The sequence below is a fragment of the Lentibacillus sp. CBA3610 genome (assembly GCF_013373365.1).
Taxonomy (GTDB): domain Bacteria; phylum Bacillota; class Bacilli; order Bacillales; family Amphibacillaceae; genus Lentibacillus.
In genome coordinates this window covers 1147505-1166025 of sequence record NZ_CP035925.1, presented here as the reverse complement: position 1 = coordinate 1166025, position 18521 = coordinate 1147505, and the positions used below count along the sequence as shown (strand labels likewise).

The window sequence follows — 18521 nt, the reverse complement described above, 5'->3', positions numbered from 1 at the left end:
CCAATGTCGATTGAAACTTTCCGGGAGGAGGTGAATGTCATGAATAAAACAGACTTGGTTAATGCTGTTGCAGAAAAAAGCGACCTTTCCAAAAAAGATGCTACAAAAGCAGTTGATGCAGTTTTTGAATCTGTCATGGATTCACTTAAAAATGGTGAAAAAGTACAGCTGATCGGCTTCGGGAACTTTGAAGTACGTGAGCGTTCTGAACGTAAAGGACGTAATCCGCAAACAGGGGAAGAAATTAAAATTCCTGCAAGTAAAGTTCCTGCATTTAAACCAGGAAAGGCCCTTAAAGAAAGTGTTAAATAAGATTTTCTTACATAGGGCTCAGGAAAGGGCACGTGATTACGTGCTCTTTTTTCACTTTATGAAAATTCCTTTTTGAATGTCATTCAAAAAGGAATTGAATTTTATGCATGCGGGAGTGTTTGCTATGGAAGATTTTTTTGTCATAAAAGCTTTAGAGAATGGAGTCAATGTTATTGGATTGACAAGGGGATCAGACACCCGGTTTCATCATTCCGAAAAATTGGATGAAAATGAAGTGATGATTGCTCAATTCACCGAACATACCTCCGCTGTCAAGATAAGGGGAAAGGCAATTATTCAAACCAGTCACGGTGAAGTTAATAACGAATAACAATCAGCCTCATGCTTATTTTCATACACCTTACTTATTTTTAATTATGGAACACTCACATAATATGCTATAATAACAATATGATTTATGGAATGATGAAAGGGTACAGGTGGTTGTTTTGCAGACATCCAGTATGGAGATAAGTCATCTTAAAGTGTTAATCAAAGAAAAAATGGATCATACCTATATCGAACAATACGTACAAACCCCTCAATTGGATGAGGATAAATTATATATATTGACTTCAATCCTGAATAATACAACTTTATCCGAATGTACAAAGAAAAACTGCATTGTTACGGCCATGCTTGTTCAAATGGCGCTGGACACACATGATTTAGTGCCGAATTCAAATGATGCTGCATTAACCAATCATGAGGAAAAGTCAAAACAGTTATCTGTACTTGCCGGGGATTACTATAGCGGATTATATTATTTTCTCCTATCGGAAATAGAAGAAGTGAAGTTGACCCGGGTTCTTGCAACAGCGATCACGGATATCAATGAATTAAAAATGGAATTAAATTATAAAGATTTCGATTCAATTGATACGTTTTTATCTATAATTAAAAAGCTTGAATCATTACTGATTACCCGGATTGCAGAATTTGTCGGTGAAACGGCCATTAGCGGGATTGCAGCAGAATGGTTAATGATGCGAAAATTAACACCAGCCCAAAACCGCAAGAACCATACCGGACTTGATAACGTCTTTAGCTCCTGGTCTGAACAAATTCCTTTAAATGACTATACTACTGCTTCAAATACCATCGACTCATTCGTCCGCCAGGAAACTATCATGATTGAGGAGCGGCTGAGGTATTTTCCGGCACACCTGTCAGCCATAACAGCGTATATTAAAGATACTTCAGGAATATCGTCGTCAGTCAATAGTTCTATAGCGGAAGAAGGGTAATATATGCAGCAGCAGACAAAAGAAGAACGCGTCCATCGTGTTTTTGAAAAAATATACAGCCAGTACGATTCCATGAATTCCATTATTTCATTCAAACGTCATAAATCCTGGCGGAAGGATGTCATGAAGCGTATGAATGTAGAAACAGGTTCAAAAGCGCTTGACGTATGTTGTGGTACCGGAGATTGGTCAATTTCGCTTGCTGAAGCTGCCGGCAGTACCGGAGAAGTGATTGGTCTTGATTTCAGTCATAATATGTTATCGGTTGCTGAGGAAAAAAACCAATCCTTACAATATGATCAGCTATCCTTTATCCAGGGGAATGCAATGGAACTCCCGTTTGCTGATAATTCATTTGACTATGTGACAATAGGTTTCGGCCTGCGTAATGTTCCCGACTATATGACGGTACTAAAGGAGATGTATCGTGTTGTCAAACCTGAGGGTAAAGTGGTTTGTCTTGAGACGTCACAACCGACGATGATCGGATTTCGGCAAGTATACTATCTGTATTTCCGCTTTATCATGCCCTTATTGGGAAAAATGGTTGCTAAAAGTTATGAAGAATATTCCTGGTTACAAGAATCGGCAAAAGATTTTCCCGACAAACAAAAATTGAAGCAAATGTTTCATTCAGCGGGTTTTTCACACGTTAGCATTAAGCAATATACTGGTGGTGTTGCCGCAATGCACATGGGTACAAAAGAATGACGATAAAAGGTGACATGCATGAAATTAACGAAAACATACGGGCATTTAAAAAAAGAACTGGAATTAATTGAACATGCTTTAACGGATGCCATTCAAGCCGATCATGATATTTTGCGTGAATCTTCCACAAAATTGCTGCAGGCAGGGGGAAAACGGATCCGCCCTGTTTTTGTTTTGTTAAGCGGGCAATTTGGAAATTTTGATATTGAGCGGATAAAAACGGTTGCTGTATCACTGGAGTTAATACATATGGCTTCACTGGTCCATGATGACGTGATAGATGATGCGGAATTACGTCGTGGCAAACCGACAATCAAGCATTTATACGGAAATCGTGTTGCAATGTATACGGGAGATTTTATTCTGGCACGGGCAATTGAGAATATCACAACGATTAAAGAACCAGCAGCACATCATGCGCTTTCAAAAACCATGGTCCAGCTCTCGGCAGGGGAAATTGAGCAAATCAGGGATAAATATAACTGGAATCAGAATCTGCGTCATTACTTGCGGCGAATTAAACGAAAAACTGCTTTATTAATAGCAACAAGTTGTAAACTCGGGGCGATTGCTTCAGGGGCACCGTCTGCATATTCCAAAAAGCTGTTCAGGTATGGGTATTACATTGGAATGTCTTATCAGATAATCGATGATATTCTTGATTTCACGTCATCCGAAGCTGAATTGGGCAAACCTGCCGGCACTGATCTTCTGCAGGGAAATGTGACACTGCCGGTGTTGTATGCAATGAAAAATAAGACGTTTTACGAAATGTTAAAAGACACTTTTTACGAACCGCAAAACGTAACTGCGAATGATTTGAATCCATTACTCGTCAAATTAAAAGAAACAGATGCTATTCAGCAATCATACCAGGTTAGTGATCAATACCTGCAAAAAGCATTAAAGGAATTAGATGACTTACCGAACCATAAGGCAAAAAACACACTGCAAAGTATTGCAAGGTATATCGGGAAAAGGCGATCATAGATTGTTTGTGATACCACTTAAAGTTTGTTAAAATTTTAACGGTTACTTATATCAATACATATAAAAGAGGTGCTGAAATGGAACAAACATTTTTGATGGTTAAACCTGACGGGGTTCAACGTAATTTAACAGGAGAAATTGTAAACCGGTTTGAGCGTAAAGGTTTTAAACTGGTTGGCGCTAAGTTAATGCAAATTTCCGATGAATTGGCTAAGACACACTATGGCGAGCATCAAGATAAACCATTTTTCGGGGAACTGGTTGAATTCATCACATCCGGACCTGTTTTAGCTATGGTCTGGGAAGGTGAAAATGTTATTGCAACTGCACGTGACATGATGGGTAAAACAAACCCTCTTGAAGCTGCACCTGGAACTATCCGTGGTGACTTTGGCATGACAGTGGGCAAAAACATTATTCATGGTTCTGATTCACCTGAAAGTGCAGAAAAAGAAATTAATTTGTTTTTCAGTGATCATGAGGTATTGGCTTATACAAAACAGGATAGCGAGTGGATTTACTAGTTATTTGTAATGAAAACCTCCGTTTCGGCGGAGGTTTTTGTAAATATAGAATAGAGGAATCACGTGAAACTTTATCAAATAGGTCCATTAAAACAAAACGGTGTATTGTTTGTGGCGAGTACAGAACAAACATTCAGCCCTGAACAATATCAGCTTACTTTAATGGACACATTTTTTTATCAAAAGGCCATTGATTAACGATACGTTTGTGACTGACAGCAAACGTATTTTCTTTTATCCGAAGCAACTTGCTGCACCTTAATGCTGTCATTTTTTCTTAAACTTTAATCCTTGAATGTTTAAAACTTTCTTAATGTCCAACAAAAAATCTATAATTTATGATATAGTTATACAAAATTATTCAGCACTGACTGGCTATACCCTCTCTGCTGATTATAGATTCACTTGATATGAAGGAGGAGATGACCCATGCGTTATTTAACAGCGGGAGAATCACACGGCAAGCAATTAACAACAATCATTGAAGGTGTTCCAGCCAACATGCCACTAATACAGGATGATATTAATCAGTCATTGCGTCGCAGGCAGAAAGGTCATGGCCGGGGTAAACGGATGCAAATTGAAAAAGATATGGCTGAAATTGCCAGCGGTGTAAGGCATGGTTACACATTAGGATCACCTATTTCATTGGTTATACATAATGATGATTTCAAGCATTGGGTGAACATTATGGGAGAGGACCCGATTGAAGAAGGCGCGGACAGGAAATTAAGACGGATTGTCTCACGGCCGAGACCGGGTCATGCTGATTTAAACGGGGCTTTAAAATATGGTCACCGCGATATGCGAAATGTCCTTGAACGTTCATCAGCAAGAGAAACAGCTGCCCGTGTGGCCGCTGGAGCAGTTGCCAAAACGCTGCTGCGACATTTGGGGATTGAAGTATCCGGGTATGTCAAAGAAATAGGCGGAGTTGTTGCAAAAGATCAGCCAACTTTCACAATGGACGAACGGCAGCAGATATCTGAGGAATCACCGGTCCGTACATTGGATAAAGCTGTTGAACAGGACATGATGGATACGATTGATCAGGCAAAAAAAGATGGTGATTCAATCGGTGGTGTAGCAGAAGTTTATGTGGAAGGCGTCCCTGCCGGTGTTGGCTCGTATGTCCAGTATGACCGGAAGCTTGACAGCAGAATAGCAGGCAGTGTCGTCAGTATCAATGCCTTTAAAGGCGTCGAGTTTGGACTTGGATTTGAAGCGGCACGTAAAAACGGCAGTGAGGTCCACGATGAGATTGCCTGGAGCGAAAAGGATGGCTACTACCGGGAAACCAATCGCCTTGGCGGGTTTGAAGGCGGCATGTCAACTGGTATGCCAATTGTCGTCAAAGGTGTTATGAAACCTATCCCAACCCTATACAAACCGCTTAAAAGTGTCGATATCGAAACAAAAGAACCGTTCAATGCAAGCATTGAACGTTCAGATTCATGTGCTGTACCCGCTGCGTCAGTGGTGATGGAACACGTTGTAGCTTTTGAAGTGGCCAAGGCGATAACCGAACAATTTCCAAGTGATCAGTTTCCAAAGCTTAAGCAAGCCATCGATGACTACCGTGAAGAAATAAGGTGTTTTTAATGAACGAGATAAAGGTGAAGGCTGAAGCACATACCTACCCCGTTTATATAGGGGAAGACTTGCGGCATCACGTGAAGCAATATTTACCAAAACATTACGCTTCCATTTTAATTATTTCGGATGACGCAGTGGCTGCCCATTATTTACAGGATGTTAAGGAAAGTCTGTCAGAGGAAACTGTTTTTTCCCACACGATTCCGGCAGGGGAAAAAGCCAAAAATATTGAAATCTTTTATCAGCTGCATTCCAAAGCTATTGAATTTGGCCTTGACAGACAATCACTTATCATTGCGCTTGGCGGCGGTGTTGTTGGCGACGTTGCAGGGTTTGTGGCTGCCACCTTCATGCGCGGGGTTGATTTCATTCAAATGCCGACGACAATCCTTGCCCATGACAGCAGTGTTGGCGGGAAAGTAGCGATCAACCATGAACATGGAAAAAATATGATCGGCAATTTTTACGCGCCGGTTGCAGTTATCTATGACGTTCAAACACTTCATACATTGCATAACAAAGAAGTCAGGTCCGGTTATGCTGAGTTGCTGAAAGAAGCTTTGCTGGCAGATAAAAGCTTGTACGAATCATTAATCATGATGGACCTGTCGTCATTAACGGGTCAGAATCTCACAAATCATTTAACCAGGGGAATCAAAATCAAAGCCGGAATTGTGGAGATTGATGAACATGAATCAGGAATAAGAAAACACCTTAACCTTGGCCATACGTTAGGGCATGCCCTGGAGTCCATTCTGGGGTATGGCTCATGGACTCACGGGGAACTGGTAGCAATCGGATTATTATTTGCAGTCAGAGTAAGTGAAAAAATGTATGCCATTAATCTTCCTTTTGAACAATTATATACCTGGTTAAAGGATAACGGTTATCCATTACAATTACCTGACATTGATCCCGAGGAGATTCTTTTGAAAATGAAAAAGGATAAAAAAACACTAGACAGTACAATTCAGTTAGTGCTTTTACAAGATATAGCCCAGCCAGCACTTATGGAAATAAGCGACGAAGACTTACTGAATAAAGTGTATGATTTTCTCAGGGAACTGAAACAACGAAACAAATAGGGGGGCAGGACGTAATGAAAAGTAAACATATATTAAAAGACATGACACCTTATCAACCCGGAAAACAAACAAAAGAGGTCAAAAAAGAATATGGCTTAAATCGCATTGTTAAGCTGGCTTCAAATGAAAATCCATTCGGCTATTCCAGGGAAGTGGAGGACTGCTTTTCCAATCATAATATGACACTTAATATATACCCGGATGGCTACACGGCGGAATTAAGAAATGTTCTGGCAAAGAAATTAAATGTATATGAAAACCAGCTTATATTTGGAAATGGGACAGATGAGATTGTGCAATTGATTGGACGTGCGTTTTTATATCCCGGCGTCAATACAGTCGTGGCAACCCCCACATTTCCGCAGTATAAACACAATGCACTTGTTGAGGGGGCTGATGTAAAAGAAGTGCCGACAGTTAATGGCTATCATGATCTCCCGGGCATGCTGGAGGCAATTGATGATAAAACAAACGTTGTCTGGCTTTGCTCCCCGAATAACCCAACAGGGTGTCTGATTCCACGTGATGATTTTTATACGTTTATGGAAAAATGTCCGGACGATGTTCTTGTTGTTTTGGATGAAGCCTATTTCGAATACGTTGATGATCAATTGCACCCGAATATTTTAGAAAATATGCAACACTATAAAAATCTTGTTGTGCTGCGGACATTTTCAAAAGCATATGGATTGGCCGGTTTGAGAATAGGTTATGGTATTGCGGACAATGAACTTATAACGCGATTGGATGTTGTCAGAGGCCCATTTAATACATCGTCGATTGCTCAAAACGCTGCGATGGTCGCATTGAATGATGATGCATTTATTCGGGAATCAATCTCACGGAATAACATAGTAAAACAATCATTTAAGGCATTTCTTGATTCGCTTGGCTGGCATTACTTTGATTCTCAAACGAATTTTCTGCTCGTTTCGACACCAATCAGCGGTCAAGACGCTTTTCAATATTTGCTGGAAAATGGGTTCATTGTGCGTCCTGGTGAAGGGCTTGGTGCACCTGAAACAATTCGAGTGACAATCGGGAATGAAACAGATATGGAGGAGCTGCAGAAAGTACTATATCAGTTACACTTGAAAATAAATGAGGGAACAGAATCGTGAAAAGAACAATTTTAATGATCGGACTGGGCTTGATAGGCGGCTCCTTGGCAAAGAGTTTACGCGAGTCCGAGGAAAACCACATCATTGGCTTTGATACGAATCAAAAATCACTGGATTTCGCTCGAATGAATGACATTATCAATGAGTCCTGTACGGATATAATAGAAGCAGCCCAAAAAGCAGATATTATTTTGTTAGGAACACCGATAACCGAAACCCTTGATTATTTGAAACAATTGGAACAAATCACGTTTGATCATGATGTCATTGTTTCTGATGTATCGTCAGTCAAAAAGCCGATTCATGATCTGGCTAATACAATAAACAATGATCGTATACAGTTTATTGGCGGTCATCCGATGGCAGGATCCCATAAAATAGGGATAACAGCAGCGAAATCACATCTGTTTGAGAATGCCATTTACGTGCTATCGCCATCTCCGGTCTGTGAGGCATCAGCAGTTGATACGCTTGAAGATATGCTGAAGGTGACCAAAAGTCATATTATTAAACTGAAAGCAAATGAACATGATGAGATGACGGGGGTTATTTCACATTTTCCTCATCTGATTGCTTCTGCCTTAGTCCAGCAGGCAAGGAAATGGGAAGACACACACACGTTCATTCCTAAACTTGCAGCCGGCGGTTTTCGTGATGTGACCCGTATAGCATCCAGTAATCCGCAGCTATGGCAGGATATTTTTTATCACAATAAGCACAAGATGATGAAGATGATTGATGACTGGACAGATGAAATGGCCGTCTTAAAACAAATGCTTCAAAAAGATCATAAGTCGGATTTGACAGCTTATTTGAAGCAGGCAAAAGATTACCGGGACGGCTTGGGCACAAAAGAAAAAGGCGCGATACCAGCGTTTTATGATTTGTATGTGGATATTCGTGACCAGACCGGTGCCATAGCTTCCGTAGCCAATCTGCTGGCTGAGGAAGAAGTCAGTATTACGAACATACGAATATTGGAGATACGCGAAGGCATTACAGGTGTATTAAGATTAAGTGTTTCAACGAAAGATGAGCAATTGAAAAGTTATCACATATTAAAACGTCATAATTATGAATTAATGCTTGAAGATTAAAAGAGTGAAGGAAGTGATGTCCATTGAATGGTGTAACGTTGAAGCCTTCATCATCCCCGCTGACCGGTAATTTGCAGGTACCGGGGGATAAATCCATTTCACACCGGGCAGTGATGTTGGGAGCTCTGGCCAAAGGGACGACACATATTACTAATTTTTTAACCGGTGAGGATTGCAATCGAACAGTGGATGCATTCAGGCAGTTTGGAGTGTCCATTCAGCAAAATAATACATCGCTGACAATCGAAAGTAATGGACCTGGTAACTTTCACGAACCAATTGAACCGCTTTATTTCGGAAATTCAGGAACGACTGCAAGGCTCATGCCGGGCATACTGGCTGGATTGCCATTTTTCACTTCTGTATATGGTGATGCTTCTTTGGCATCGCGGCCTATGAATCGGGTTGTCAAGCCCCTTGAAAAAATGGGGGGCCAATTCGATGGCCGTTCAGGGGGAAGCTATTTGCCACTGGCAGTACGAGGCGGTAATCTCAAGGGCATTCACTATACATTGCCGATTAAAAGTGCGCAGGTTAAGTCAGCCGTTTTACTTGGCGGGTTATTTGCGGAAGGGGCTACTGAAGTCGTGGAAGCCTCACCTACCAGGGATCATTCCGAAAATATGCTGCGGGCATTTGGTGCTGATATATCTGCATCAAATGGTCATATCCGCATTTCAAATGAAAAGTCCTTGATTGCCACCGATGTATATGTCCCCGGTGATATTTCGTCAGCAGCATTTTTCATGACAGCTGCAGCAATCGTGCCGGGGAGTAAGCTGACATTGACAAACGTAGGGCTTAACCATAGCCGGTCGGGCATTATCGATGTCCTGAGAGAAATGGGGGCATCGTTTGATATTTCGAATCAGCAAATAATTGGTGGAGAAGCGTTCGGTGATGTTACGATTACACATCAAAAACTTACAGGTACTGTCATAGAAGGTGAAATCGTTCCACGTTTGATTGATGAACTTCCGATTATCGCCCTGGCAGCAACCCAGGCAGAGGGAACGACGATTATCCGGGATGCCGAAGAACTTCGGGTGAAAGAAACAGACCGCATTAAAGCAACAACAGAAGGCTTGACTCGCCTTGGGGCATATGTCAAACCTACTGAAAACGGAATGGTAATCGAAGGTGGTTATTCATTGACGGGCGGAAAAACAAAAGCGTACAATGATCACCGGATTGCCATGATGCTTGCAATTTCATCTCTAATAACAAAAGATGCCGTCATGATTGATGACGTTTCATCCATTAACATTTCATACCCTGATTTTTTTCAGCATTTACAGACTGTAACGAGCCAATAAGAATCTGTTTTCGAGCAGATTCTTTTCTGTTTGAATATGAAAATTGTTTTCTGTATGATGAAACATATTAGAAGGCTGTTTTCTTAATGATTATTGTTTCTGCCACAAAATCACTAAACTGCGAAACAACTTTTGGAATGTGTTTCTCCAATTCTATCGGCATTGGGTGCTCGTCCGTCGCTGCGGAAAAATACTCCCTTTCCGCGGGGAACGCCTCAGCCTCCTCGCTCGCGGGCCAACACGATGTTGGTCGCGGGAGGCGTTGGCTATTGACGTGGCGAATTTAGCCTTTGTTCCTTGAACGCTCGCTGCGGGGTCATCAGACTGTTCCTTTCCCGCAGGAGTCTCGCATTTTTCCGCAGCTTCGTGTCGTGTTCTGTCCTAGTGGAGAAGATTCAATCTACAGAAAGTCAACACGAGCGGAGGAAATACACGGAGACTCCTGCGGGAAAAGTGGCCAATGTGAGACCCCGCAGCGACGAGCAAAACATCCACCGAGTAGGCTACGAGTTGCGAGGAGTGCTGCTCCGCCGAATTCTCTTGCAACACGACGAGCACCAAGTGTATTTCCGGAGCGGTGTCATTACACTCAAATATTTCAGTGTTTCGCTTTTATATCGACCCCGGAATTAAAATCATCAAAGTTTACGAAAAATCCTATTAGAAAAGTCGAAAGTGAGAAAGGATGTTCTTCATGGACACCACCATAATGGAAGCTGTTCATCTGATGGAAGCCAAACAGTCCGATAAGGCCATTGCATTACTTGAAGATTACTTGCCAAAAGCGGATGATGAGGAAAAATTCACCATAGCCGAGTTGTTTGTTCAATGGGGGTTTTTAAGAGAGGCAACTGATATCTTAGAGGAATTAATCAATCGTTTCCCAAACGAGAGTGAAATAAAAATTATGCTGTCGGATGTATATATTGAACAGGATAATGATGAGGAAGCCATAAACTTATTGAACGAAATTGGAGAAGATGACCCTGACTATGTACAGGCACTTATGCAGTTGGCAGATCTGTACCAGGCACAGGGGTTATTTGAGGTAGCAGAACAAAAGTTACTGAGTGCCAAGCATCACGAGCCTAACGAACCAATTATTGATTTTGCACTTGGAGAGCTGCTGTTTTCAAATGGAGACTACCAGCAGGCTATCACGTACTACGAGAAAATACTCCCTGTTACAAAAGAAATCGCGAATGTATCGATTAACGACCGATTGGCAGAAGCTTATGCAGCTTCCGGCGAATATGAAATCGCTCTTCAAACTTACCAGAGCATCGACAGTGAGGATCCGGACACTTTGTTTAAGTACGGTTTCACAGCACTGCATGCCGGACGACGGGATATTGCCATCCATGCATGGAAACATGTCATTGAGCAGGATATGTATTACCATACGGCTTATTATCAATTAGCGAAGGCATATGAAGATGAAGAAATGATTAACGAGGCATATGAAACGGCTAAGCAGGGTCTTAAAGTCGATGAATTTAATAAAGAACTTTACTTTTTTGCAGGTTCCCTGGCACACCAATCAGGGAACGATGATGAAAGTGAAAAATGGGTAAGAGAAGCTGTGACACTGGATCCTGACTATAAAGAAGCCATACTATTTTTAATTGAATTATTTAAAGAACAGGAAAATCAGGACAGTATTATTGAATTGATTACTGATATTAAAAAGATGGGGGCCAGTGATCCGCTTTATGAATGGGAGCTTGCACGCGCGTACAATGAAACAGAATCGTATCAAAATGCATTAAAGCACTATCAGGAAGCATATAATAGCTTAAACCAGGATAGTGATTTCCTGAGAGAATACGGTTATTTTCTGACAGAGGAAGGGAGGATCGATACAGCCATTCAAATATTTGAAGCGTATTTGAAGATACAGCCGATTGATCCGGATATTGAGGAATATGTGCAGCGTTTGAAACATACAAGAGAAATATAGCGCGCGTGGACTATTTCCAGGGGAGGTTCGTCATAAAAATGCAAACTCCTGTTTCTGCAAAGGACAAAAAAAGCTTTATTCAATGGTTCCTGAACCACTATCAGCTGAAAAAGCGGGAAAGTGTGTGGATCCTCAATTATATCGTCAATCATCAAAAACTTTTGGATAATGTACATTTCGTCCGGGAGGCAAAATTTTGCCCCCGCGGGTTAATCATGAGCAGTCAGTGTTCGGATGCAGTACCGTTCCGTTTTTATAAAAAACAACTGGTAACGACTGATGCCGAAAAAGCTTTTCATGATATCCGCATGAATCAGCATGAGCCATTGTACATTCAATTAAATTTCAATAAGTCTTACCAGAGTATTTTCTATGCAGCAGTGCTCGTTGAGAATCCATTCATTCCTGATGATTATTTTATAACCGGGGAAGATCAGGATTTAGCAAAACGTCTGTTGGAAAAAACCATTTACGACTATCAGCAGCAAGCAATCCTGAAAAAAATAGACGAAGCTCTGGACAAACGGGATCAGCAAGCCTTTACTGAATTGACTGATCACCTTCGTAAATTGAATAATATGACATTCGATCAACCTTTCGGACAGATATAAAAGGTTGATTTTTTTTATGTTATTGGGATAACATGAAACTTGATTTGAAATTTTTCTCAGTATGAAGAATAGATAGAAGGGCTGGTAGTATACTATGAAATGGATTAAACAGGATTTGCAGCAATATGTCCAGGCAAAAGAGTATGTCGATACGATTATTATACCTTTATTGCCTTTTCAATTATCGAATGATTCAAACCTTGAAAAGGATGCTTTTCAAAGCGAAATTCTCTCTGTATTCAACCGTGAATTGGAAAAAGAGCTAACTGGCCGTGTCCTGTTGGCACCAAATTTTCACTATTTAACATCAGCTGATAAAGAAGCTGAGATGGAACGGGTTCATACATGGGTTGAAGATATACAGACACAGCCTTTTCATCATGTCTTTTTCGTGACATCTGATTCCGGCTGGAAAAAGGTCGAACAATCATTACAGGGAAGCTTAATCTGGCTGCCGGCGACAGCCACAGAATCAATGAAAGCATCAGATATACAGTCAGTTATCCGCAGTCAGGTCAAGGAAGTCACTGAACTTATACGCTCCTATTGGAAAGGTTAATTAAAAACACTTTTTAATCGAATTCAGCTGTAAATTTTGATATACTTCTTTAGAGTGGACAACTGCAGAAGACCCATGAAGTGCAAAGGATTTATATTGACCCGTCAGGAAGATTGCGCTATTATGGTATTGTCCTAGTAATCTGATTTTATAAGCTTGTCCGTGAAAAATGTATAGAGGGGGGGAAAATCATGAGCGAAGATAAACAACCAGTATCCCGTCGACAATTTTTGAATTATACACTTACAGGTGTAGGAGGATTTATGGCAGCGGGCATAATGATTTCACCTTTAAGAATGGCTATTGATCCTGTATTGCAACAGGGCGAAGGTGAAAGTGACTTTACCAATGTTCAGCTTGCGGAGGAGGATATTACAAATGTGCCTCAGCGAGTGGATTGGGAAATTGAACAAGTTGATGGCTGGTATGAATCAACTGTCAGTCAAACTGCATGGGTTTACAAAGACGACAATGGTGATATAGTTGCCCTTTCCCCAATTTGCACACATCTTGGTTGTGTTGTGTCATGGGAAGGAAGCGAAGACCATCCGGAACGCTTCTATTGTCCTTGCCATGACGGGCTGTATTATAAAGACGGTGTGAACGTTGAAGGAACACCACCTACAGCACCATTGCCCGTTTATGAGCACAAAATTGAAAACGGAATGTTATTCCTGGGTAATTCACAATCGAGAGAGGAGGCGTAACTGGTAATGCTGCAAAAAATTTATGACTGGATTGATGAGCGCGTAGATATTACCCCTTTATGGCGCGATCTTGCAGACCACGAGGTTCCTGAGCATGTTAATCCAGCCCATCACTTTTCCGCATTTGTTTACTGTTTTGGCGGATTGACTTTTTTCGTAGTCGTCATTCAAATACTGTCAGGTATGTTTTTGACGATGTACTACGTTCCAGATATTGAAAATGCATGGCGTTCTGTTTATTATTTGCAAACTGAAGTGGCACATGGTCAAATTGTGCGCGGCATGCATCACTGGGGCGCCAGTGTTGTGGTTGTAATGCTACTGCTACATACTTTACGTGTATTCTTTCAGGGTGCATACAAAAAGCCACGTGAACTTAACTGGATGGTCGGTGTCCTGTTGTTTTTCGTCGTCCTGGGCTTAGGTTTCACAGGCTATCTGCTGCCTTGGGACAATAAAGCATACTTTGCAACAGAAGTCGGATTGAACATTGCAGCGGATGTTCCACTAATTGGAGACGAGCTGAAAACGTTGCTGGCCGGTGATGAGGAAATTGTTGGTGCCCAGACATTAACCAGGTTCTTTGCAATACACGTTTTCTTCTTGCCTGCTGCGTTATTTGCTTTATTGGGTGTACACTTCATATTAATTCGAAAACAAGGAATATCCGGACCATTATAATATAAAGGAGGTTAAGCCGTGCATAAGGGTAAGGGAATGAAGTTCGTCGGAGATTCGCGAATCTCCGCGGAACGCAAACCGAATAAATCAAAAGATTACTCAGAATATCCCGGCAGGACTGAAGCATTCTGGCCCAATTTCTTATTAAAAGAATGGCTGGCAGGGTCTGTGTTTTTAGTAGGGTTTCTTTGTCTGACTTTAGCACATCCTTCTCCGCTTGAAGGGATGGCCGATCCGACTGATGCCAGTTATATACCTTTGCCGGACTGGTACTTCTTATTCTTATATGAACTGCTGAAATATGACTTTGCCAGTGGACCGTATGTTTTATTAGGTATGCTCGTTATCCCCGGAGTGGCATTCGGTGGACTGTTTTTAGCACCTTTTCTGGATAAAGGCCCGGGCAGACGTCCGCATCAGCGACCGATTGCAGTCGGTATGATGCTTTTGGCAGTTACATCGGTCTTTTGGCTGACCTATGAATCGGCAGCAGGCGTAGATTATGAAGAGCGTGCTGAAGCCAATCAGCCAATCCCGCCGTCCGAACAAGCCGATATCGATACGGAATCCGAGGGTTACGCCATATATGAGAATAACTGTATGAGTTGTCATGGTGATGATCTTTCAGGGGGGTCTGCTGGTCCGCCGTTAACCGGTATTGATCGTTCTGCTGAGGAAATTGCAGACATCGCCGTGAATGGTATCGGTACTATGCCGACTGATCAGTTCACAGGGTCAGATGAGGAATTACAGCAGTTAGCTGACTTCATTGTATCTGTGAACGAAGACCAATCCGAATGATAATGTTTACCTATACACCTTTGCCAATTATAATTGGTAAAGGTGTTTTTACTACTGGATACTTCAAGAAGGGATTTATTAATGATCAAATACATACTTCTGGATAAATGGTTTTTACGTTTACTGTTTATGATTAATTTATTAGGCACCATTTACGGTTTTTACTGGTACCGTCATCAGTTATCCGGTACGCCGGATATATTCCTGCTGTTTGTTCCTGACAGTCCAACGGCAAGTTTATTTTTTACGATTGTTTTATTATTTTTTCTGTTCAATAAAAATGTTCCATATATTGAAGCACTTGCCATGATTACGTTATTCAAATACGGCGCTTGGGCAGTTGTCATGAATTTACTCACATTAATGATTGAAGGTTCATTGGGCTGGACAGGTTATATGCTCATGCTGTCTCATGGGGCAATGGCGATTCAAGGCTTGCTGTATACACCTTTTTATGCTATAAAATTACGGCATATTGTGGTCGCTGCCATTTGGGTGCTGCACAATGATATAATTGATTATGTATTTGAGCAAATGCCTAATTATTCCTCATTAACAGCTTATATGAATGAAATTGGCTATTTTACCTTTTGGCTGAGTATTCTATCCATAGCGATAGCTTATATGTTAACCATTAAATCCAAAAATTCGCTGACGTGATCAGTTATATATTGTATTAGCCGCACATACATTAGTAATGAAGATGTTATGTGAGGTGACCCCATGAAATTCATAAAGCGTATGCTGATTGCCATCATCGGAATGTACATATATATACAACTATCAGCTCCAATCCTCGCCTCAGCACAGCAGAATTTAACAGTTGCAGCAAAAACCAATGCGAATGTAAACATGGTTCCCTTCTATTGGATGGTGGGAATTGTTGGTGGCTCAATAGCGATTACATTATCGTATGTAAGCTGGAGAAAATATAGAGGAGAAAAAAAGAAACGGTCAGAGGACGATTCAAATAATTGACGTTCAGAGAATTTTTGACTAAAATTGACCATAAGGGAATATATTAAAAATAGATGGAGGAATGTACATGGGTCTTGGCGGTTATTTAATTTATATTGCACTTTTGATGATTATCCCTTTGTGGGCACAATCCAAAGTTAAAAATACGTATAAGAAATATTCCAAAAAACCAACATCATCCAGTATGACAGGTGCTGACGTTGCAAGAAAGATTCTTAATGATAATGGTATTTATGATGTACAAGTTCAGGAAACGAAAGGGTTTTTATCAGACCATTATAATCCAAAAAAGAAAACCGTAAATCTTTCGTCAGGCAACTTCCACGGCCAGTCAATGGCATCATCAGCTATTGCGGCACACGAGGTAGGTCATGCCATTCAGGATGCAGAGGATTATGCATTCTTGCGTTTCAGGTCCTCACTGGCTCCCATAGCTGCAACAGGGTCGAATATGGCAATATTCCTGATAATTGCTGGTATGATCTTTAGTCAGGGGCTGCTGTTACTTGGCATTATTTTCTTTTCGGCAGCTGTTTTATTCCAGTTAGTGACACTGCCTGTTGAATTTGATGCCTCAAACAGGGCAATGGCCCAGATGGTTTCAACAGGTGTTATCCGCAATAATGAAGAACGTGAAACGAAAAAAGTGCTGAATGCTGCCGCCTTAACTTACGTTGCAGCTGCGTTGGTAGCTGTTGCTGAACTGGTTCGGTTTATTCTGATTTATGCCGCAAGCAGTGAATAAGGGATATAATGTATTTAAAGGGATGGCATGCAATTGTGTCATCCTTTTTTGTTGCCTTTAATCTCGTGGTCGATACAAAATACGACACAATGAAAAAGTTGAGTGCAATGACCGCTCCGGAAATACGAATACGCTCCGCTTTTATTGACGTTCGTTCTGCATTTTGAATGTTGAAACTCAAAATAAAGTATCTAGTGGGCTTTTTCTCACTAGGATAGGACAGGACACTGAGCTGCGGAAAAATGCGACACTCCTGCGGGAAAGGAACAGTCTGAAGACCCCGCAGCGAGCGCTAAGGAACAAAGGCTAAGAACGCCACGTCAATAGCCAACGCCTCCCGTGACCAACATCGTGTTGGCCCGGCGAGCGAGGAGACTGAAGCGTTCCCCGCGGAAAGGGAGTATTTTTCCGCAGCGAGGAACTAGCACTCACCTCCTATAGACAGAGGGGGAACTAAGTTGCATCATTTTTGGATTTTGCGGCAAAAACAACAATCCTTGTGAAACCACATAAATTTTTCAGCCCTTCTCATTACTACAATCGAAAACTATTAAAGAAAAAGGGGCAGGATTTAAAAAATTTTTTTAAAATCATGCCCCTTTTTTACATGCCGGAATTTCGATTTGTAATTTAGAACAGAGGGGTATTGTAAGTCCCGATTGAAACAGCATGCAACTGCAACACATTGTCCGATTCGGCCTAACCGAACATCAGCGGAGAAATCACCCCACTGAATTATTCGATTGGATTCTTGTTTTCATCCAATGTGAATCCTTCGCCCAAGACACTCGTGAACCGAACTCATGGCAACAAACGCCATGGGGTCAATGTCATTTTATTAATATTTCCAGCCGGACAATTTCATTCCTCCCGACAATGCAGTAAAGGACATCCCGTTTTTCCCGGTATAACTCCACGTCCATCCATACTGTTTACACCAGGTCCCATTTCTTCATAATGGCGCGGGAAATGGTCACTATGGCTGAAATGATGGCGCACGCGTGCAGAATATGCACTTCCTGGATGGTCATCCCCTTGCGCCAATATAAACGGCTACAGCGTATACATACCCTGCACCATTTCAAGATAGGCAGCAAAAGGTGTTGCTATGACAACAAAAGTCAAAAAGAAAACATTGTTCTGCCCCATAAGTCCACCTGCGTATTTTGTTTAACGAGCCCTTGCGATGATATCAACCAACCACTTGGTTGTGCCGCCATAACGAAAAAAATAAACCCAGGCGACGCCGATAACGCACCGGGCAAACAGTGCTGGCGGGTCATATCGATCCAGCCTCAACCGGAAAATGGATTTGAATTGAAAATGGCCAGAAAATAAAAAGAAACCCAAAGGTCCCCAATAACCGTATAAATGAATGTGTTGCGTCCGAGATATTTCCATCCAAATGAAAAAGACAGGAATTAACACGATAATTTCGAAATAGCAGGAATCCCCAATTCCCAATAAAAAATATAAAAAA

21 protein-coding genes are annotated in these 18521 nt (G+C 41.4%); all 21 read left to right on the top strand.

The genetic code is table 11. The features are described 5' to 3' along the window. The first annotated feature begins 39 nt into the window (after window positions 1-39). The 21 genes from Len3610_RS05910 to Len3610_RS05810 all read left to right on the top strand — a co-directional run bounded on the left by Len3610_RS05910 (window position 40) and on the right by Len3610_RS05810 (window position 17041). The gene (locus Len3610_RS05910) at window positions 40-312 is read left to right on the top strand and encodes an HU family DNA-binding protein (protein WP_176447138.1); all 273 of its coding nucleotides are present in this window, start codon (window positions 40-42) and stop codon (window positions 310-312) included. A gap of 124 nt (window positions 313-436) precedes the next feature. Continuing rightward, complete coding sequence (mtrB, locus tag Len3610_RS05905) at window positions 437-643, top strand: trp RNA-binding attenuation protein MtrB (protein WP_176447137.1); 207 nt, start codon at window positions 437-439, stop codon at window positions 641-643. Between the two features lie 118 nt (window positions 644-761). Beyond that, on the top strand, window positions 762-1559 hold the full coding sequence (locus tag Len3610_RS05900) for a heptaprenyl diphosphate synthase component 1 (RefSeq protein WP_176447136.1): 798 nt from the start codon (window positions 762-764) through the stop codon (window positions 1557-1559). 3 nt (window positions 1560-1562) lie between these two features. Continuing rightward, the gene (gene menG / locus Len3610_RS05895) at window positions 1563-2270 is read left to right on the top strand and encodes a demethylmenaquinone methyltransferase (RefSeq protein ID WP_176447135.1); all 708 of its coding nucleotides are present in this window, start codon (window positions 1563-1565) and stop codon (window positions 2268-2270) included. 18 nt (window positions 2271-2288) lie between these two features. Beyond that, entirely contained in the window at window positions 2289-3260 is a 972-nt protein-coding gene (gene hepT, locus Len3610_RS05890) for a heptaprenyl diphosphate synthase component II (protein WP_176447134.1), read from the top strand. A 77-nt stretch (window positions 3261-3337) separates the two neighbouring features. Continuing rightward, a complete protein-coding gene (gene ndk, locus Len3610_RS05885) occupies window positions 3338-3784 on the top strand; it encodes a nucleoside-diphosphate kinase (protein WP_176447133.1) in 447 nt (148 codons plus the stop codon). A 63-nt stretch (window positions 3785-3847) separates the two neighbouring features. Continuing rightward, on the top strand, window positions 3848-3982 hold the full coding sequence (locus Len3610_RS05880; RefSeq protein ID WP_303700123.1) for a hypothetical protein: 135 nt from the start codon (window positions 3848-3850) through the stop codon (window positions 3980-3982). A gap of 231 nt (window positions 3983-4213) precedes the next feature. Further along, complete coding sequence (aroC, locus tag Len3610_RS05875; RefSeq protein WP_176447132.1) at window positions 4214-5386, top strand: chorismate synthase; 1173 nt, start codon at window positions 4214-4216, stop codon at window positions 5384-5386. Continuing rightward, window positions 5386-6465: a 3-dehydroquinate synthase gene (aroB, locus tag Len3610_RS05870; RefSeq protein WP_176447131.1), complete on the top strand. Its 1080-nt coding sequence runs from the start codon at window positions 5386-5388 to the stop codon at window positions 6463-6465. The genes aroC and aroB overlap by 1 nt, the downstream gene beginning before the upstream one ends. Before the next feature lie 14 nt (window positions 6466-6479). Further along, complete coding sequence (gene hisC / locus Len3610_RS05865; protein ID WP_176447130.1) at window positions 6480-7586, top strand: histidinol-phosphate transaminase; 1107 nt, start codon at window positions 6480-6482, stop codon at window positions 7584-7586. Next, window positions 7583-8683: a prephenate dehydrogenase gene (locus tag Len3610_RS05860; protein ID WP_176447129.1), complete on the top strand. Its 1101-nt coding sequence runs from the start codon at window positions 7583-7585 to the stop codon at window positions 8681-8683. The genes hisC and Len3610_RS05860 overlap by 4 nt, the downstream gene beginning before the upstream one ends. A gap of 23 nt (window positions 8684-8706) precedes the next feature. Continuing rightward, window positions 8707-9999: a 3-phosphoshikimate 1-carboxyvinyltransferase gene (aroA, locus tag Len3610_RS05855; protein WP_176447128.1), complete on the top strand. Its 1293-nt coding sequence runs from the start codon at window positions 8707-8709 to the stop codon at window positions 9997-9999. Window positions 10000-10693: 694 nt separating this feature from the next. Beyond that, complete coding sequence (locus tag Len3610_RS05850; RefSeq protein ID WP_176447127.1) at window positions 10694-11959, top strand: tetratricopeptide repeat protein; 1266 nt, start codon at window positions 10694-10696, stop codon at window positions 11957-11959. Window positions 11960-11997: 38 nt separating this feature from the next. Further along, complete coding sequence (locus tag Len3610_RS05845; RefSeq protein WP_176447126.1) at window positions 11998-12570, top strand: ReoY family proteolytic degradation factor; 573 nt, start codon at window positions 11998-12000, stop codon at window positions 12568-12570. Window positions 12571-12664: 94 nt separating this feature from the next. Continuing rightward, complete coding sequence (locus Len3610_RS05840; RefSeq protein WP_176447125.1) at window positions 12665-13129, top strand: YpiF family protein; 465 nt, start codon at window positions 12665-12667, stop codon at window positions 13127-13129. Window positions 13130-13320: 191 nt separating this feature from the next. After that, window positions 13321-13836, top strand: coding sequence for a QcrA and Rieske domain-containing protein (locus tag Len3610_RS05835; RefSeq protein ID WP_176447124.1), 516 nt, complete (start codon window positions 13321-13323; stop codon window positions 13834-13836). Between the two features lie 6 nt (window positions 13837-13842). Then, complete coding sequence (qcrB, locus tag Len3610_RS05830) at window positions 13843-14517, top strand: menaquinol-cytochrome c reductase cytochrome b subunit (protein WP_176447123.1); 675 nt, start codon at window positions 13843-13845, stop codon at window positions 14515-14517. A gap of 18 nt (window positions 14518-14535) precedes the next feature. Next, entirely contained in the window at window positions 14536-15318 is a 783-nt protein-coding gene (locus Len3610_RS05825) for a menaquinol-cytochrome c reductase cytochrome b/c subunit (protein WP_176447122.1), read from the top strand. Window positions 15319-15399: 81 nt separating this feature from the next. Next, a complete protein-coding gene (locus Len3610_RS05820; RefSeq protein ID WP_176447121.1) occupies window positions 15400-15978 on the top strand; it encodes a lipoprotein heptaprenylglyceryl N-acetyltransferase LhaT in 579 nt (192 codons plus the stop codon). Between the two features lie 63 nt (window positions 15979-16041). Continuing rightward, entirely contained in the window at window positions 16042-16296 is a 255-nt protein-coding gene (locus Len3610_RS05815) for a sporulation protein YpjB (protein ID WP_176447120.1), read from the top strand. Window positions 16297-16363: 67 nt separating this feature from the next. Then, window positions 16364-17041 carry a zinc metallopeptidase gene (locus Len3610_RS05810; protein WP_176447119.1) on the top strand — a complete coding sequence of 226 codons (678 nt, stop codon included), beginning with the start codon at window positions 16364-16366 and terminating at the stop codon, window positions 17039-17041. Window positions 17042-18521: the final 1480 nt, after the last annotated feature.

Coding starts and splice junctions, on each gene's coding strand:
- Len3610_RS05910 (WP_176447138.1), top strand. CDS start 40: ATGAATAAAACAGACTTGGTTAATGCTGTTGCAGAAAAAAGCGACCTT.
- mtrB (WP_176447137.1), top strand. CDS start 437: ATGGAAGATTTTTTTGTCATAAAAGCTTTAGAGAATGGAGTCAATGTT.
- menG (WP_176447135.1), top strand. CDS start 1,563: ATGCAGCAGCAGACAAAAGAAGAACGCGTCCATCGTGTTTTTGAAAAA.
- hepT (WP_176447134.1), top strand. CDS start 2,289: ATGAAATTAACGAAAACATACGGGCATTTAAAAAAAGAACTGGAATTA.
- ndk (WP_176447133.1), top strand. CDS start 3,338: ATGGAACAAACATTTTTGATGGTTAAACCTGACGGGGTTCAACGTAAT.
- aroC (WP_176447132.1), top strand. CDS start 4,214: ATGCGTTATTTAACAGCGGGAGAATCACACGGCAAGCAATTAACAACA.
- aroB (WP_176447131.1), top strand. CDS start 5,386: ATGAACGAGATAAAGGTGAAGGCTGAAGCACATACCTACCCCGTTTAT.
- hisC (WP_176447130.1), top strand. CDS start 6,480: ATGAAAAGTAAACATATATTAAAAGACATGACACCTTATCAACCCGGA.
- Len3610_RS05850 (WP_176447127.1), top strand. CDS start 10,694: ATGGACACCACCATAATGGAAGCTGTTCATCTGATGGAAGCCAAACAG.
- Len3610_RS05845 (WP_176447126.1), top strand. CDS start 11,998: ATGCAAACTCCTGTTTCTGCAAAGGACAAAAAAAGCTTTATTCAATGG.
- Len3610_RS05840 (WP_176447125.1), top strand. CDS start 12,665: ATGAAATGGATTAAACAGGATTTGCAGCAATATGTCCAGGCAAAAGAG.
- Len3610_RS05835 (WP_176447124.1), top strand. CDS start 13,321: ATGAGCGAAGATAAACAACCAGTATCCCGTCGACAATTTTTGAATTAT.
- qcrB (WP_176447123.1), top strand. CDS start 13,843: ATGCTGCAAAAAATTTATGACTGGATTGATGAGCGCGTAGATATTACC.
- Len3610_RS05820 (WP_176447121.1), top strand. CDS start 15,400: ATGATCAAATACATACTTCTGGATAAATGGTTTTTACGTTTACTGTTT.
- Len3610_RS05815 (WP_176447120.1), top strand. CDS start 16,042: ATGAAATTCATAAAGCGTATGCTGATTGCCATCATCGGAATGTACATA.
- Len3610_RS05810 (WP_176447119.1), top strand. CDS start 16,364: ATGGGTCTTGGCGGTTATTTAATTTATATTGCACTTTTGATGATTATC.